Source organism: Stenotrophomonas sp. 364 (assembly GCF_009832905.1).
GTDB classification, from domain to species: domain Bacteria; phylum Pseudomonadota; class Gammaproteobacteria; order Xanthomonadales; family Xanthomonadaceae; genus Stenotrophomonas; species Stenotrophomonas maltophilia_AP.
Map to the genome: position 1 here is coordinate 3,935,546 of NZ_CP047135.1, position 16,814 is coordinate 3,952,359.

Below are 16,814 nucleotides of genomic sequence, written 5' to 3' on the forward strand. Positions count from 1 at the left end.
GTCAACGCCCCTCCCTGGTGGTGCGGTCCGCGCCGGGAGAAGGCTCGGATGGATCGTCCAGACGCAGCCGGTACAGCGTGCTGCCGTCGCCGCCCACGACCGCGATGTGGCTGGCGGCTGCAATGGCTGCCGGCACGCGCGTGGCCAGCGCCATCTGCACCGCCTGCGCGCGCTGCCGGGCCAGCGCCTCCTGGCCCGGGGCCGCGGTGAGCAGCACACGGCCGCCGCCGCGCGTCACCAGCGCCTGTGCCGCCTTGTCCAGCACGGCGTCACGGCTGGCGTCCAGGCGTGCGCTGCCGGGCGCGAACAAAGCCTCGCCCAGGTCGATCCGGACCGGCCGGGGCGCCGTCGCGTCGCCGGGCGATGCGGCGCTCAGCGCGCCATCGGGCATGCGCACGCCGAAGTCGAAGCGGGCCGGCAGCCCGGGCGTGATCCGCCGCACCAGCGGGTTGGGCGTGGTGAAGCGCGCCCCGCTGGGCAGGGTGGACGGATCCACCTTGAGGATGAAGTTGCGCCCGCGTGCCTGGCCGCCCGGGATGCCCACCAGGTGATAGCGGCCGAAGGCATCGGTCTCCATCAGCAGGCCTTCCACCGCTGCCACGCGCACGCCCGGGATGCCCCGCTCGCCCGGATCCTGCACGCCGTTGCCGTTGCGGTCGTCGAACACGCTGCCGATGATCAGGCTCTCGTCGAGCAGCGGATCGGTGGTGATGTCCACGTCGGCCGAGGCCACGTTGCCGATGCTGCGGTTCTCGCCATCGATGGCGGTGATGCGGTTGGTGTGCACACCGGTGCCGGTGCCCGCCCCCACGCGCAGGTAGTACACCACCGTGGCGCGATCGCCCACCGGGATGTCGATGCCGTCGATGCGCAGCGGCTGGACGCCACTGGTGCGCGCATCGTTGTCGGCGTCCTGTACCGCGAACCCGCCGCGCACGAAGGTGAAGCCCGGCGGCAGCGTGTCCAGCAGGGTGGCGCCGTTGGCATCCACCTCGCCCACGTTGTCGATGGTCACCGTGTAGCGCACCAGGTCGCCGATCTGCGCACTGCGCTTGGCGGCCACCTTGGTCAGGCGCAGCACGGCCTGCTGGCCGGCCACCGTGACCGCCACGTTGGCCTCGGCACACAGCGCGGTGGGAATGGACACATCGCAGACCCGGTAGCGGAAGCTGTCGGTGCCGGCGAAGCCTGCGGCGGGTGTGTAGCTGCACAGGCCATTGGCGCACTGCACGCTGCCATGGGCCGGTGCGGTCACCACCTGCAGCGAGGCCGGGTCCAGCGGTGCGCTACGGGCGCTGTCGTTGGCCAGCACGTCGATCTGCACGGGCGCGGTGGTCTCCATGGTGACCGCGTCGTCGACCAGGGTGAGCACGTTCGGCTCCACGGTCACGGTGACCGTGGCGCTGGCGCACATGGCCGGGTCGGCCACGTCGCACACCTGGTAGTCGAAGCCCTGCACGCCGGCGAAGTTGGTCAACGCGGCGAAGCGGATGCGGGCGCGCGGCATCACCGTGGCCGTGCCATACGGCGGCGGCGCGGTGATGGTCACCGTCACCGTGTCCGGATCGATCGGCGTGCCGTTGACGCGGTCGTTGCCCAGCACGTCGATCTCGATCACGCCGTCCTGCGGCACCTGCACCTGGTCATCCTCGGCATCCACGCCCGGCGGCACCGCGATGACGGTCACGCTGACCGTGCCGGTGTCGCACACGGTGGGCTGGTTGAGCAGGCACAGGGTGTAGGTGGTGCTGTAGCTGCCCGGTGCCAGCCCGGCGGCCACGTCCACCCAGCCATCGGCGCTGAAGGTCAGCGCGGGGGTGGCCACCGGCGCGAAGCTCACCTGGGCCGGGTCCAGCGGTGCGGTGTTGAAGGTGTCGTTGGTGAACACGTTCACCACGCGTGCCTGCCCGGCTGGCCCGATCGGACCGGCGCTGTCGTCCACCGCCAGCAGCGCACCCACCGGCCCCTGCACCAGCACCGTGGCGATGGCCGTGGTGCAGTTGGTCGGCACGCCGTTCTCGCAGAGCTGGTAGGCCAGCTGCACCTGGCCCGGCTGCACGCCGGCGGCCACCATGATCTGGCCCTGGTTGTTCATGGTGTAGCCCGGCGTGCTGCCGGTGAGGCTGGCCACCACGCTGCCCACCGGCGGCGGCGACACGTTGTTGAAGCTGTCGTTGTCCAGCACCGAGCGCGCGATGGTGCCGCCCACCGACGGGTCCACCGGCGTACTGGTGAAATCGTCGTTGACCGACAGCACCACATTGGCAGACCCGGACAGCGTGAGCGTGACGCTGGCCGTGCCGCACTGCGCGCTGTACGGCGCCGGCAGGCAGACCTGGTAGGTGAAGATCACCGGCCCGGTGGTGCCCGACGGCGGCGTGTAGCTGAAGCTGCCATCGGCGTTGAACACCAGCCCGGCCACCGCACCGCTGGTGAGGGTATAGAGCGCGCCCGGCGGCGTGTTGTCGTTGGACGACACGTTGCCAAGGGTCGGGCGCCCGGCCGGGGCGGTGACGCTGTCGTTCTGCGGGGCCGGGGTGATCACCAGGGTGACACCGGCGGTGGTGCAGTTGGCCGGCGCGGCCGCTTCGCAGACCTGATAGGTGATCTGGGTGGCGCCCGACGCGACGCCGGTGCCCACGCTGATCGTGCCATCGGGGTTGATGGTGATGCCGGCCGGTGCGCCCACCAGGCTGAGGATCACATCGCCAGGCGGCGGCGGGCTGACCCCGTTGAGGCGGTCGTTGGCGAGCACGCCGGCCGACGAGGTGGCACCGGGCAGCACATCGGTGAGCACATCATCGCCGGCCACCAGCGTGCCGTTGTTGATGTTGATGGTGACCGTGGCGGTGCCACAGCTGGCCGCATACGGCACCGGCAGGCAGGCCTGGTAGGTGAAGCTGACCGGGCTGGGCGTGCCGCCCGGTGGGGTGTAGGTGAACGCACCGGTGCTGACCAGGGTCAGGCCGGCCGGTGCCGGGCCCAGCACGGTATAGACCGCCGCGGCCGGCATGTTGTCGTTGCTCGCTACGGTGGTAGCCAGCGTCTGCCCGACCGGTACCGAATATGCATCGTTCTGCGGTGCCGGGCTGACCACCACGGTGACGCTGGCGGTGTCGCAGTTGGCGGGCGCGGCGGCTTCGCAGATCTGGTACGTGAGCGCGGTTGCACCGGACGTGACGCCGGTGGACACGCTGATCCTGCCGTCGGTGCCGATGCTGAAGCCCGCCGGCGCACCGACCAGGCTCAGCAGCACGTCGCCCGCAGCCGGCGGCGAGACCCCGTTGAGGCTGTCATTGGCCAGCACGCTGGGCCCAGAGGCGCTGCCTGGGGCCACGCCGGTGAACGTGTCATCGCCGGCCACGAGCTGGCCGTTGTTGATGCTGATGGTGACGATGGCGCGCCCGCACAGGGTGGCATTCGGCGCCGGCAGGCAGACCTGGTAGGCCACGCTGACCGGGCCGACCACGCCGACCGCCGGGGTGTAGGTGAAGCTGCCGTTGGCGTTGAACGTCAAGCCGGCCGGTGCGGTGTCCTGCAACGTGAACTGCGCACCGGGCGGGGTGTTGTCGTTGGCCGCCACGGTGGTGGACAGGGTCTGCCCGGCCTGCACAGCGTAGGCGTCGTCCTGCGGCGCCGGGGTAACCACCACGGTGACGCTGGCGGTATCGCAGTTGGACGGCGCGGCCGCTTCGCAGATCTGGTAGGTGATGGTGGTCGGCCCGGCGCCCACGCCGCTGCCCACGGTGAGGGTGCCGTCGGGGTTGAGCGTGAAGCCACCCGGCGCACCCACCAGGCTCAACAGCACATCGCCCGCAGCCGGCGGCGACACGCCATTGAGGCTGTCGTTGGCGAGCACGCTGGTGCCGGTGGTGGCACCGGGTAGCACGCCGACCAGGGTGTCATCGCCTGCACTCAGGGTGCCGTTGTTGATGTTCAGCGCCACCGTGGCGGTGGCACACAGGCTGCCGTTCGGCGCCGGCAGGCAGGTCTGGTAGGTGAAGCCCACCGGCGACACCGCACCGGCCGGCGGCGCATAGCTGAAGCTGCCATCGGGGTTGAAGGTCAGGCCCGGCGGCGGCATGCCCTGCACGGCCCAGGTGGAGCCGGCCGGCATGCTGTCGTTGGTGGCCACGCTGTTGCTCAGCGTCTGTCCGGCCTGCACCGAGAACGCGTCGTTCTGCGGGGTCGGACTGACGATGACGGTAACGCTGGCGGTGGCGCAGTTGCCCGGCGCGGCGGCTTCGCAGATCTGGTAGGTGAGCGTGGTCGGGCCAGCGCTGACGCCGGTCGCCACGGTGATCGTGCCGGTGGGCGTGATCGCAAAGCCTGCCGGTGCACCCACCAACGTCAGCAGCACGCTGGTCGCCGCCGGCGGCGACACCCCGTTGAGGCTGTCGTTGGCCAGCACGCTGGCCGCCGAGGTGGTGCCCGGTGCGACGCCGCTGAGCGTGTCGTTGCCGGCCAGCAGCGTGCCGGTGGCGATGTTGAGGGTGACGCTGGCGGTGGCGCACAACGCGTTCGGTGCCGGCAGGCAGGCCTGGTAGGTGAAGCTCACCGGGCTCGGCGTGCCGGGCAGCGGGGCGTAGGTGAACGACCCGTCGAGGTTGAAGGTCAGCCCGGCCGGCGCGGTGCCCTGCACGGTGAAGGTCGACCCCGCCGGCAGGTTGTCGTTGGTCGCCACGCTGTTGCTCAACGTCTGCCCGGCCTGCACCGAGAAGGCATCGTTCAGCGGCGTGGGGCTGACGATGACGGTGATGCTGGCGGTATCGCAGTTGGTCGGCGCGGCTGCTTCGCAGATCTGGTAGGTGAGCGTGGTGGTGCCCGATGTCACGGTGCTGCCCACGCTAAGGGTGCCGTCGGCATTGAGGGTGTAACCGGCCGGCGCACCGACCAGGCTCAGTACAACGCTTGCGGGCAGCGGCGGGCTCACCGCATTGAGCGTGTCGTTGGCCAGCACGCTGACGCTCGTGGTGCCGCCTGCGGCGACGCCGCTGAGGGTGTCGTCCACCGCCACCAGGCTACCGTTGCTGATGTTGAGGGTGACGGTAGCGGTGCTGCACAGCGCGGCGTTCGGCGCCGACAGGCACGCCTGGTACGTGAAGACCACCGGGCTGGGGGTACCGATCGGGGGGGTGTAGGTGAAGGTGCCATCGGCGTTGAAGGTCAGCCCCGCCGGCGTGGCGCCCTGCAGCGCCCAGGTCGAGCCTGCCGGCAGGTTGTCGTTGGCGGCCACGTTGCCGTTGCTGATGGAGCCGCCGGCCTGCACGGCATACGCGTCGTTCTGCGCGGCCGGGCGGATCACCAGCGACACCGTGGCGGTATCGCAGTTGGACGGCGCGGCGGTTTCGCAGATCTGGTAAGTCAGCGTGGCCGGGCCGGAGGTGACACCGGCGGGCACGGTGATGGTGCCATCGGCGGCAATGGCGTAGCCGGCCGGCGCACCGACCAGGCTCAGCTGCACGCTCGCCGCTGCCGGCGGGCTCACCGCGTTGAGCGCATCGTTGGCCAGCACGCTGGGTGTGGCGGCGCCGGGCGCGATGCCGACGAAACTGTCATCACCGGCCACCAGCGTGCCCAGGTTGACGTTCACCGTGGCCGTGGCGAGGCCGCACACGCCGCCGTTGGGTGCGGGCAGGCAGGTCTGGTAGGTGAAGGTGACCGCCCCGGTGGTGCCCACCGGCGGGGTGTAGGTGAAGCTGCCATTGGCGTTGAACTGCAGGCCGGTCGGCGGGGTGCCCTGCACCGTCCAGCTCGACCCCGCCGGCATGCCGTCGTTGGCGGCCACGCTGACGCCTGCAAGCGTGCCACCGGCCTGCACGGCAAATGCGTCGTTCTGCGGCGCCGGGGTGATCACGAAGCGGATCGCGGCGGCGGCGCAGTTGGTCGGCGACGCGGCCTCGCACAGCTGATAGTTCAGCACGGTGGCACCGGCAGCAGCACCGGCTGGCACCTGCACGGTGCCGTCGTTGTTGATCACGAACCCGGGCGGCGCGCCCACCAGCAGCAGCTGCACATCGGCAGAGGCCGGCGGGGTCACCCCGTTGAGGGCGTCGTTGGTGAGCACGCTGGGCGTGGCCGACCCACCAGTGATCGGTGCCGCGAACGCATCGTCGTTGGCCTCCACCGCGTTCACCGCAATGTTCAAGGTGGCGGTCGCCGTGCCGCACACCGCGGCGTCCGGCGCCGGCAGGCAGGCCTGGTAGCTGAAGGTGACCGGCCCGAGAGTGCCGGCCGGGGGCGTATAGGTGAAACTGCCGTTGCTGTTGAAGACCAGCCCCTGCGGCGGCGCGGCCACGCTCCAGGTGGAGCCGGCCGGCATGTTGTCGTTGCCCGACACGTTGCCGGTGTTGGGCTGGCCAGACTGCACCGCGATCACGTCGTTGACCGGCACCGGGCGCACCACCAGCGCGATGTTGGCCGTGGCGCAGTTGTTGGCCGCCGCGGATTCGCAGACCTGGTAGACCAGCACGATGGCGCCGGTGGGCGCGGTGGCTGCCACCGACAGCGTGCCGGTGGGGTTGAGGGTGAAACCGGCCGGTGCGCCCACCAGCGACAGCGACACCGTGGCCGCGGCCGGCGGGGTCACCCCGTTGAGCGCATCGTTGCCCAGCACGCTCGGCGTGCTGGCGCCCGGTGCGATCGCACCGAAGCTGTCATCGGCCGCCACCAGCAGGCCGTTGTTGATGTTCAACGTGGCCGTGGCGGTGCCGCACACGGCGCTGTTCGGCGCAGGCAAACAGGCCTGGTACGTGAAACTGGCCGGGCTGGTGGTGCCCGCCGGCGGTGCATAGGTGAAGCTGCCATCGGCGTTGAAGGTGACCCCGGCCGGCGGCGTGCCCTGCAGCGCGTACACCGATCCGATCGGCATGTTGTCGTTGCCCGACACAGTGCCGCTCAGGGTCTGCCCTGCCTGCACGGCGAAGGCATCGTTGGCCGGCGCCGGAGCGACTATCAGGGCCACGCTGGCGGTGGCGCAGTTGGCCGACGCGGCGGCCTCGCAGATCTGGTAGGTGAGCGTGGTGGCACCGGACGCGGTGCCGGTGGCCACGCTGACGGTGCCGTCGGCGGCGATCGCAAAGCCGGTGGGCGCGCCCACCAGCGACAGCACCACTTCGGCCGGCAACGGCGTGGCGGCGTTGAGGGTGTCGTTGGCCAGCACGGTGGGCGACGCCGTGCCCGGCGCGATCGGCGTGGCGAAGGTATCGGCCACGGCCACCAGCGTGCCGCTGTTGACGTTGAGCGTTGCGTTCGCGGTGGCGCACACACCCGCGTCGGGTGCCGGCAGGCAGACCGTGTAGGCGAAGGTGGACGCGCCACTGAAGCCGACGGGCGGGGTGTACACCAGGCTGCCATCGCTGGCCAGCACCAGCCCGTCCGGCGCGGTGCCCACCACCTGGAAGACCGCACCGGCCGGCACGTTGTCGTTGGTGGCCACGCTGCTGGTGAGCACCTGCCCGGACGCGGTGGACAGCGCATCGTCCAGCGCCGACGGCGCCACCACCAGGCGGATCGTCGCGGTATCGCAGTTGCCAGGCGCGGCGGCCTCGCACAGCTGGTAAGTGAGGTTCTTGACCCCGGCAGGGGTGCCGGCGGCCACGGTCACCGCGCCTTCGGCGGTGATGGCCAGGCCGGCCGGCGCGCCCACCAGCGACAGCAGCACGTTGGCCACCGCGGGCGGCGTGATGCCGTTGAGCGAATCATTGGCCAGCACCGAGGTGGTGCTGCCGCCGCTGACCGGGCTGATCGGGGTGCTGCTGAAATCATCGCCGGTGGCGGCCAGGCTGCCCACGGTGAGGGTGATGGCGGCGCTGGCAGTGGCGCACAGCGCCGCGTTCGGCGCCGGCAGGCAGACCTGGTAGTCGAAGGTCACCGGCGAGGTCACGCCGACCGGCGGCACATAGGTGAAGCTGCCCGAACCGGTGAAGGTCAACCCGGCCGGCACGGGGCCGACCACGCTGAACAGCGCGCCCGCCGGCACGTTGTCGTTGTCACCCACGTTGCCGTTGAGCGCCTGCCCGGCCGCGGTGGAATAGGTGTCGTTGCTGGCCGACGGCGTCACCACCAGGCGCAGGGTGGCACTGGCGCAGTTGCTGGGCAGCACCGCTTCGCAGACCTGGTAGGTGAGCACCACCGCGCCACTGGTGGCGGCAGCGGGCACCTGCAACAGGCCGTTGGCGTCCAGCGCGTAGCCGGTCGGCGCACCGATCAGGCTCAGCAGCACACTGGCGGCGGCCGGCGGGGTGACACCGTTGAGCGTGTCATTGACCAGCACGCTGCTGGCGCTGGTGCCGCCGGGGGCGAGCGGCGTGGCGCTGATGTCGTCGTCGCGTGCCACCAGGGTGCCCGCATTGACGTTGATGGTGGCCGTGGCGGTACTGCACTGCGCGCTGTCGGGCGCGGGCAGGCAGACCTCATAGGTAAAGGCGACCGGGCCGGTGAAGTTGGCCGGCGGGGTGTACTGAAGGCTGCCATCGGCACCGAACTGCAGGCCCGCCGGCACCGCGCCGGGCACGCGGAACACCGCACCGGCCGGTGCGTTGTCATTGGTGCCCACATTGCCGGCCAACAGCTGCCCGGCCGGGGTGGAGAACACATCGGCCGCCGCCAACGGCGCAACCAGCAGGCGGACCTGGGCGGTATCGCAGTTGCCCGGCAGCGCCGCTTCGCACAGCTGGTAGGTCAGCGTGACCGCACCGGCCGGCACGCCGCTGGCAACGGCGAGCACGCCATCGCTGCCCAGCGTATAGCCCGAAGGCGCCCCCACCAGGGTGAGCAGCACATCGGCCGACGCCGGCGGCACCGTGCCATTGAGGCTGTCGTTGCCCAGCACCGACGCCGTGCTGCCGCCTACGGCAGGATTGATCGGCGTGGCACGGACGTCATCGTCGTTGGCCACCAGGGTGCCGGCATTGACGTTGACCGTGACCGACGCGCCGGCGCACACGGTGGTGTCCGGTGCGGGCAGGCAGGCCTGATAGGCGAAGATCACCGCGCCCTGGGTACCCACCGGCGGCGTGTAGGTGAAGGTGCCATTCGGATTGAACACCAGCCCGGCCGGCGCGGTGCCGCTCAGGCTGAAGCTGGCGTTGGCCGGTACGTCGTCGTTGCCGGCCACGTTGCCGGTCACCGGCACGCCCACCTGCGTGCTCACCGTGTCATTCACCGCCACCGGCGCCAGCAGCAGCTGCACCACAGCGGTGGCGCAGTTGCTGGGCAGGGCCGCTTCGCACAACTGGTAGGAGAAGGTGACCGCACCGGCGGCCGCGCCACCGGGGACGGACACCGTGCCGTTGCTGTTGATCACATAGCCGGCCGGTGCGCCCACCAGGCTCAGGATCACATCGGCCGGGGCCGGCGGAACCGCGCCGTTGATGGTGTCGTTGCCGAGTACGCTGTTGGTGGTGCCGCCGCTGGTCGGGTTGATGATCGCGCCGCGGAAGTCATCGTCACTGGCCACCAGCGTGCCGGCGTTGACGTTGAGGGTGACCGTGGCGGTATCGCAGACGCCGGCGAACGGCGCGGCCAGGCACGCCTGGTAGGTGAACGTGGTGGTGCCGGTGTACTGCGGCGGCGGGGTGTAGGTGAAGCTGCCATCGGGGTTGAACAGCAACCCGGCCGGCGTGGCACCGGTCACGGCATAGGTGGTGCCCGCAGCGACACTGTCATTCACCGCCACGTTGCCGCTGACCGCGCGCGCCACCTGGGTGGTGAACGCATCGGCCACCGCGTCGGGCGCGATCACGACCGCGATGCTCGCGGTGGCGCAGTTGCCGGTGCCGGCTTGGCACAGCTGGTAGGTCAGGCTGATCGGCCCGGCCGGCGCGCCGGCCGGCACCTGCAGCTGGCCGTTGGCGGTCAGTGTGTAACCGGCGGGCGGCGCATTGATCAGCGACAGCGTGGCCTGTGCAGGCAGGATGGCGGCGCCATTGAGGGTGTCGTTGACCAGCACGCTGGCGGTGAGCCCACCGGCACTGGTCAGCGGCGCGGCGGTGAAGTCGTCGTTGCCGGCCACGATGACGGCGGCACCCACGTTGACGGTCACGGTGGCGGCATCGCACACGCCCGCATTCGGGGCCGGCAGGCACACCTGGTAGCGGAAGCTGTCCGGACCGGTAAAGGCCGGCTGCGCGGTGTAGTTGAAGGTGCCATCGGCGTTGACCGTCACCGTGCCATGCGCGGCCACGGCCAACAGGCTGAACTGTGCGCCCACGCCCACGTTGTCGTTGCCCGCAACGGTGCCGGTCAGTGCGATGCCCGCCGTGGCCACGAACGTGTCGTCCACCGCATCGGGGGCGACCACCAGCTGCACGTTGGCCGTGGCGCAGTTGGTGGGCGTGGCGATCTCGCAGATCTGGTAATCGAAGCTCACCGCGCCGGCCGCCGCACCGGCCGGCACCTGCACCTGCCCGTTGGCGTTGACGGTGTAGTTGGCCGGTGCACCGCTCAGGGTGAGCAGCACCGACGCCGGGAGCACGGCCACCCCATTGAGGGTGTCGTTGCCCAGCACGCTCACCGCCGTGGTGGCGCCCGGCAACAGCGGCGTGATGAACACATCGTTGACGGCGGCGATCTGGTTGGCCTGCACGTTCACGCTGACCGTGGCGGTGTCGCACACGCTGCCGTTCGGGTCCGGCAGGCACACCTGGTAGGTGAACGAATCCGGCCCGGTATTGGCATTGGACGGGGTATAGCCGAAGGTGCCGTCGGCGTTGACCACGGCCGTGCCACGGGCGGGTGCGGTGGCCAGGGTGTAGGTGGAACCGCTGGCGATGTTGTCGTTGCCGGCCAGGCTGCCGGTGGCCGGCTGACCACCGCCGGGCGTGGTCACCGTGTCGTTCACCGCATCCGGGCTCACCAGCAGGGTGGCCGTGGCCGTGGCACAGTTGGCCGGCAAAGCGGTTTCGCAGAAGCGATAGGTCAGCGCCAGCGGACCGGCCGCGGCGGTGGCCGGCACCTGCACGGTGCCGTTGGCATTGATGGCAAAGCCCGTCGGCGCGCCCACCAGGCTCAGCGCCACCTGGCCCAGCGGCACGGCACCGCCGTTGAACGTGTCGTTGGTGAGCACGGTCGGGGTGAGCCCGCCGGTGCCGGCCGGGATCGGCGTGGCGAAGGTGTCATCGACCGCCACCAGTGCGTTGGCATTGACCACGATGGCCGCCGTGGCGGTGGCACACACGCTGCCGTTCGGGGCGGGCAGGCAGACCTGGTACTGGAATGACGTGGGCGCGGCGATGCCACCGGCAGGCGCATAGGCGAAGGTGCCGTCGCCGTTGACGGTGAGCCCGGCCGGCGGCGTGCCGACGGCGCTGAACACCGCACCCGCCGGTGCGTTGTCGTTGCTGCCCACGTTGCCGGCGAACGACGGCGCGCCACCGGTGGCGTTGAAGCTGTCGTTCACGGCGGTGGGGCCGATCACAACGCTGGCCGTGGCGGTGGCGCAGTTGGTCGGCGATGCGTTCTCGCAGATCTGATAGATCAGGCTGGTGGCACCGGCGGTGGCGCCGGCCGGCACCGTGATCACGCCGGCACTGTTGATGGTGAATCCCGCCGGCGCGTTCTGCAGCGCGATGATCAGGGAGGTGCCGACCACCGGCGCACCGTTGAGCGTGTCATTGGCCAGCACCGTGGGCGTCGTGCCACCGGTGGCTGAGGAAATCGCCGTGGCGAACACATCGTTGTTGGCCACCAGCGCGTTGGCCTGCACCGGCACGGCCGGGGTGATGGCGCTGTTGTCGCCCGGGGTCGGGTCGGTGGTGCCGGTGGGCAGCACCAGCGTGACGCTGTTGGCCGGCACGGTGGCCGGGGTGGCGCTGGGCGCGGTGCCGTTGACCAGCAGCACCACGCTGTCGCCCACGCCCACGTTGACCTGCACGTTGATGGCATTGCCGGTGCCGCTGGACTGCGCGCACGACGATGCCGCGGTGGTGGGCTGGCAACTCCAGGCCACGTTGGTGAGCAGCGCCGACACGGTGTCGACCACGCCCACGCCCTGCGCCGCCGAAGGGCCGGCATTGCTCACCTGGATGCGGTACTGCACCGCGCCGCCGGCCGCCACCGGGCTGGCACTGAGCAACGTCTTGGTCACGCTCAGCTGTGCCTGCAGGGCCAGCGCGTTGGTATCGGTGGCGGTGTTGTTGCCCGGGGTCGGGTCGCCCACGTCGGCCGGCGCGGTCACCGTGGCGGTGTTGTTGAGCGGGTTCGGGTAGCTCTGCGCAAGCAGCGTGGGAGACAGCAGCAACGCCAACAGCCCCACCGCGTGCGCGATGCCGGCCGATGCCCTGCGTGCCCTGCCCTGCCTGCGGGTTGCTGCCATGCGCTCATCCTCGAAGCGGTGATCGTGTCCATCCCCGGCGCGGGGTCATCCCCACGCCCACTGCGCTACCGCCCGGGTGCTAATACGCGCCCGGGTTGCTGCTGAAGCTGACCGGCACGCTGATCGTTGCCTGGCCCCCATTGATCAGGTTCACCCCCACGCTGACCGCGTTGCCGCCCACCGCACCGCCACTGGCCGCCGCACACGTGCTGCCCGTGCTGGCGCTGCAGGTCCAGGCGGCACGCAGGGTGATGCCGTTGGGCAGGCTGTCGGCCACGACCGCGTTGGTGACCGGATCGGGTCCGTCGTTGCGCACCAGCAGCGTGTAGGTCGCGGTGCCGCCCGGCGTGTAGGTGCCACTGCCGTCGCTCTTGGTGATCGACAGCTCGGCCTGGCGCGTGCGGTTGGTGATGCGGCACACCAGGGTCACGGCGGTGGCGGTCATCGCCGGCGCCTGCAGGGTGAAGCTGCCGCCGCTGCCGGACGACACCACGGTGTTGTTCTGGTCGGTGCATTGCCAGCTGCTGGCGTAGCGCGCCAGCGTGGTGCCGGCGGCGGCGGCTTCGGCCAGCGCATAGCTGCCGCCGGGCACGGTGATCACCGCCGCGGTGGCGCCGTTGTTGCCCACGTTACTGGCCGAACCCACCGTGCTGCCGTTGTAGGTGATGGACAGGTTGAAGCGGCCGGTATCGCTGGTGGGCTGCAGGTCCTTGACCAGCTGCAGCGTGGCCGCGCAGGCCTGGGTGATGCCCTCCACGGTGAACACCGCCTGGCCGATGCGGATGCCCAGCAGCGCCAGCAGGTTGTCGACCAGGCCACCTAGCACGGCGGTGAGCACGGGGGTGACCAGCACATTGACGGCGGAGCGGATGGGCGTGAGCAGCGTGTTGACGATGCCGTTGACCAGGTCGGCCACTGGCAGCGGCAGCGGGAGGCCGCCGAGCAGGGTCACGGTGGGGTTGCCACTGGTGACCTGGATGTTCAACGAGTTGACCAGCGTGGACACCATCGTGGCCGCGCTCACCGTACCGGCAGTCAGCGTGCGGGTCTGTGGGTAGGGGCCGGTGAAGCTGGCACTCTGCAGCCCGGGCGTGGCGGTGGCGAAGCTGCGCACGCTGACCGTGAGCGGCACGGTGATGTCGGCGATCGGCGTGAGCACGCCAAGCACGTTGGCCGCCACCCGCACCTTCACGCTGAGCGTGGTCAGCGTGGCGGCGGTCAGGGCGGTGTCGGTGAGCACGGTGCTGCGGTTGAAGAAGGTGGCGTCGCTGATCTGGCCGACGTACAGATTCACCAGGCCCGGGCGCGCCTGCAGCGTGACCGCGTTGCCCACCAGGTTCACCGCCGAAATCGAACCTTCGGCACGCGCCACATCGGCATACAGCTGCAGGTGCAGCACGTCGGCGCTGATGCTGGTGTTGGACAGCGACACCCCCAGCAGGTTGAGCCCGTTGAGCGCGGCGCTGAGCGTGCCGGTGTTGAGCCCCTGCACCAGGTCCAGGTCGAGCTTGATGCGGATGGCCGCACTGTGGAACGCCGCACCCACCGTGCCGCAGGTGTAGACCGGCGGTTCGATCACCTGCAGCCACAGGCGCACGTTGGTGACACCGTTGAGACCCAGCGCCGCGGTATTGACCGTGATCGGCGTGGGCGTGGTGAGCACGTTGCGGAAGTTGTAGAGCTGCACGCCGCCGGTGAGCAGGTCCAGCACGTTCAGGCGCACGGTCGCCAGCGACCCGGTGGGCAGTGCGATCTGCAGCAGGTCGGCCAGCCGGATGTTGCCGGTGGTGCCGGCCACGCCCAGCGGCAGTGCGTTGAGCACATTGGCCGCCGCAGTCTGGCCGTCGGCCTGCAGCACCTGCACCATCGCCGCGCGCAGCTGGCCCAGGGTGATGTTGGCGTTGAGCACCTGGCTGGGATCGCTCACCACCACCCCGCCATTGAGCTGGGTCAGCAGTGCGTTGAGATTGATGTTGGCGCCGGCCAGGTTGTTCCAGTCGGCCACGCTCAGGTTGAGGCTGGTGCCCGGCAACAGCGCGCCGAACAGCAGGTTGAGTACCGGGCTCTGGGTGGAATCGACCGAGGCCAGGCGCGGACCGGCGCTGACGCACGCACCGGCGGTACAGGCCGATTGAGCACGGGCCTGGCCCAGGCATGAAAGCACCGCCAGTAGTGCAAGGAGCAGCCATGACTGCCAACGCACTGACGGAACGTTCACGCCTTTCACATTAACCATACATGCGTCTCCGCCGATTTTTGGCAGAGTTCGACCGTGACGGCGGAGTTACTCCGTCGTCGTTCTGATCGTGCCCTGCCGGTGCCGTTTCCCGCTTGGGAATGCGTTTATGTCCGGTTTGGGCCGATTAATGCGGGGCAACGAAAATTCCGTCAAACAAGACGGCGTGAAAGTGGGAGACAGTAGCGCTTGCAGTGGGGCGGGCGCGCAATCATGAGCCGTGATACAGCGGTCGTTGGAAAGCGATTCTGTACACACGGGAAAAGAATTACTTTCAGGAAAGCAGTGCTTACCGAACAGGGAAAGGGAGGTAATCCATGCAGGCGATGTGCGACAGAATCCGGCGGGCCCGACTAACGGCCGGCCTGTCCCAAGCACAGTTGGCGGTGGAGGCCGGCGTGCGACGTAGTGCCGTGGCGCAGTGGGAACGGGAAGGCGGTACATTCCCTAGCGTTCAACACCTTGCCCGCGTCGCAATTGTGACGCAAGTCCATTTTGAATGGCTGGCGACGGGGCGCGGTCCCGGGCGTCCGGAGGACGGCGTGGACCTGCCCTTGCCGGACGCGTTGCCGGTGGAGGCAGCACGTACCGCCCAGGAAACCGAGATTCTCTCGTTACTGAGGCGCATGCCGGCGCGCAAGCGCCAGGTGGCGCGCGCGATAATGGAAATGTTGACCGAGTAAACCAAGCGGCCGGCCTGTTGCCGGCCCGGATTACAGCGTCGCGCGTGGCGGCAGCGACCAGTCGATGGGCGCCTGGCCGCGGCGCTGCAGATAGTCGTTGGCCATCGAAAAATGATGGCAACCGAGGAAACCGCGGTGCGCCGACAACGGCGACGGATGCGGCGCCTTCAACACCCGGTGACGGGCGGTGTCGATCACCTTGCCCTTCTGTTGCGCGTAGCTGCCCCACAGCATGAACACCAGCCCGTCGCGCTCGCGGTTGAGGGTGTCCACGACATGGTCGGTGAACCCTTCCCAGCCGCGCTTCTGGTGCGCACCGGCCTGGCCGGCCTCCACCGTGAGCACCGCATTGAGCAACAGCACGCCCTGGCGCGCCCACGGCAGTAGGCAGCCGTGGTCCGGGCGCGGGATCCCCAGGTCGGCTTCGATTTCCTTGTAGATGTTGAGCAACGACGGCGGCACCGGTACGCCGGGCATCACCGAGAAACTCAGGCCATGCGCCTGGCCGGGGCCGTGATACGGGTCCTGCCCGAGGATGACCACCTTGACCTGATCGAACGGGGTGGCGTCGAAGGCGGCGAAGATCTGCGGGCCAGGCGGGAACACCTGCGCGCCGGCCGCCTTGCGCTGGCGCAGGAAACTGGACAGGTCACGCATGTCCGGACGCAGCAGCCATTCGCCAATACGCGCCTTCCAGCTCGGTTCAAGCTGGATGCTGGGGGTTGCCTCGTCGTTCATCGCACCACGGGTTTTTCGTTGAGCCGCGACAGGCGCAGTTGGAACAGGACCTTGGTCACCAGCAGGCGCTCTTCGATCGGCTTCTGCACCAGGTCGTTGGCGCCGGCCTGCAGCAGGCCGGACTGATTGAGCGGATTGCCGTCGCCGGTCATCACCAGCACCGGCAGGCGGCGCTTGCCATAGCCGAAATCCACGCGCACGCGCTCGACCACGTCCAGCCCACTGAGCTCGCCCTTGAGGGTCACGTCGGTGAGCACCAGGTCGATGCGATGGCTGCTGCGGCCCAGCGATTCGGCGGTGAGCAGCGCGAAGGCTTCCTCGGCGGTCATTACGTGCAGCACGCGCAGGCTCTGGCGTTCGAGCATGCGCTTGGTCGCCTCGGCCACCACGCGGCTGTCTTCGACATACAGGATGGTGGCGCCGGGAATGGTTTCCGGCTGCACATAGCCACGGATGAACGTGGCCAGCGCCTCATGGCCCAGCGCCTTGTCGAAATAGTCGGTGACATAGTCGGTGAAGCGGCGCTGTTCCAGGTGCTGTTGTGCATCGCCGGACACCACGATCACCGGCACGTACGCCTGCCCGGCCGTTTCGCGGACCAGCCGCGCCAGCGCCAGGCCGTCGCCATCGCTGAGCGTAAGCGAGGTGGTGACCAGGTTCACCGGCCCGGCTTCAAGCGCGTTGCGCGCCTCTTCGATGCTCGCGCAACCCACCACCTCCACGGCCGGCAGTTCGCGTTGCAGCACATCGGCAATCAACTTGCGGACCAGCTTGGAGCCGTCGACCACCATCACGCGCGGTGCGTCGTCGACCAGGTGCTTCAGGGCTTGCGGGCGCATGC

The 16,814-nt window shown here is 69.8% G+C and carries 5 protein-coding genes and 1 pseudogene; 2 read left to right on the plus strand and 4 right to left on the minus strand.

Features of this window, described 5'->3' with window-relative positions; translation table 11 throughout:
* Position 1: 1 nt before the first annotated feature.
* Positions 2-12,316 carry an Ig-like domain-containing protein gene (locus tag GQ674_RS17700; RefSeq protein ID WP_159498123.1) on the minus strand — a complete coding sequence of 4,105 codons (12,315 nt, stop codon included), beginning with the start codon at positions 12,314-12,316 and terminating at the stop codon, positions 2-4.
* Positions 12,317-12,395: 79 nt separating this feature from the next.
* Positions 12,396-14,534: a DUF11 domain-containing protein gene (locus tag GQ674_RS17705; RefSeq protein WP_201290175.1), complete on the minus strand. Its 2,139-nt coding sequence runs from the start codon at positions 14,532-14,534 to the stop codon at positions 12,396-12,398.
* A gap of 344 nt (positions 14,535-14,878) precedes the next feature.
* Between GQ674_RS17705 and GQ674_RS21670 the strand changes: the two are divergent.
* Together GQ674_RS21670 and GQ674_RS21675 are read left to right on the plus strand one after the other, a co-directional pair.
* Positions 14,879-15,016, plus strand: a pseudogene (locus tag GQ674_RS21670) (helix-turn-helix transcriptional regulator); the annotation flags it as partial.
* Positions 15,017-15,094: 78 nt separating this feature from the next.
* Complete coding sequence (locus tag GQ674_RS21675) at positions 15,095-15,235, plus strand: hypothetical protein (RefSeq protein ID WP_236546334.1); 141 nt, start codon at positions 15,095-15,097, stop codon at positions 15,233-15,235.
* 30 nt (positions 15,236-15,265) lie between these two features.
* Here GQ674_RS21675 and ung read toward each other — a convergent pair whose 3' ends face one another.
* A complete protein-coding gene (gene ung, locus GQ674_RS17715; protein ID WP_159498126.1) occupies positions 15,266-15,973 on the minus strand; it encodes a uracil-DNA glycosylase in 708 nt (235 codons plus the stop codon).
* On the minus strand, positions 15,970-16,812 hold the full coding sequence (locus tag GQ674_RS17720; protein WP_128097100.1) for a response regulator: 843 nt from the start codon (positions 16,810-16,812) through the stop codon (positions 15,970-15,972). The genes ung and GQ674_RS17720 overlap by 4 nt, the downstream gene beginning before the upstream one ends.
* Positions 16,813-16,814: the final 2 nt, after the last annotated feature.

Coding starts and splice junctions, on each gene's coding strand:
- GQ674_RS17720 (WP_128097100.1), bottom strand. CDS start 16,812: ATGCGCCCGCAAGCCCTGAAGCACCTGGTCGACGACGCACCGCGCGTG.
- ung (WP_159498126.1), bottom strand. CDS start 15,973: ATGAACGACGAGGCAACCCCCAGCATCCAGCTTGAACCGAGCTGGAAG.
- GQ674_RS17700 (WP_159498123.1), bottom strand. CDS start 12,316: ATGGCAGCAACCCGCAGGCAGGGCAGGGCACGCAGGGCATCGGCCGGC.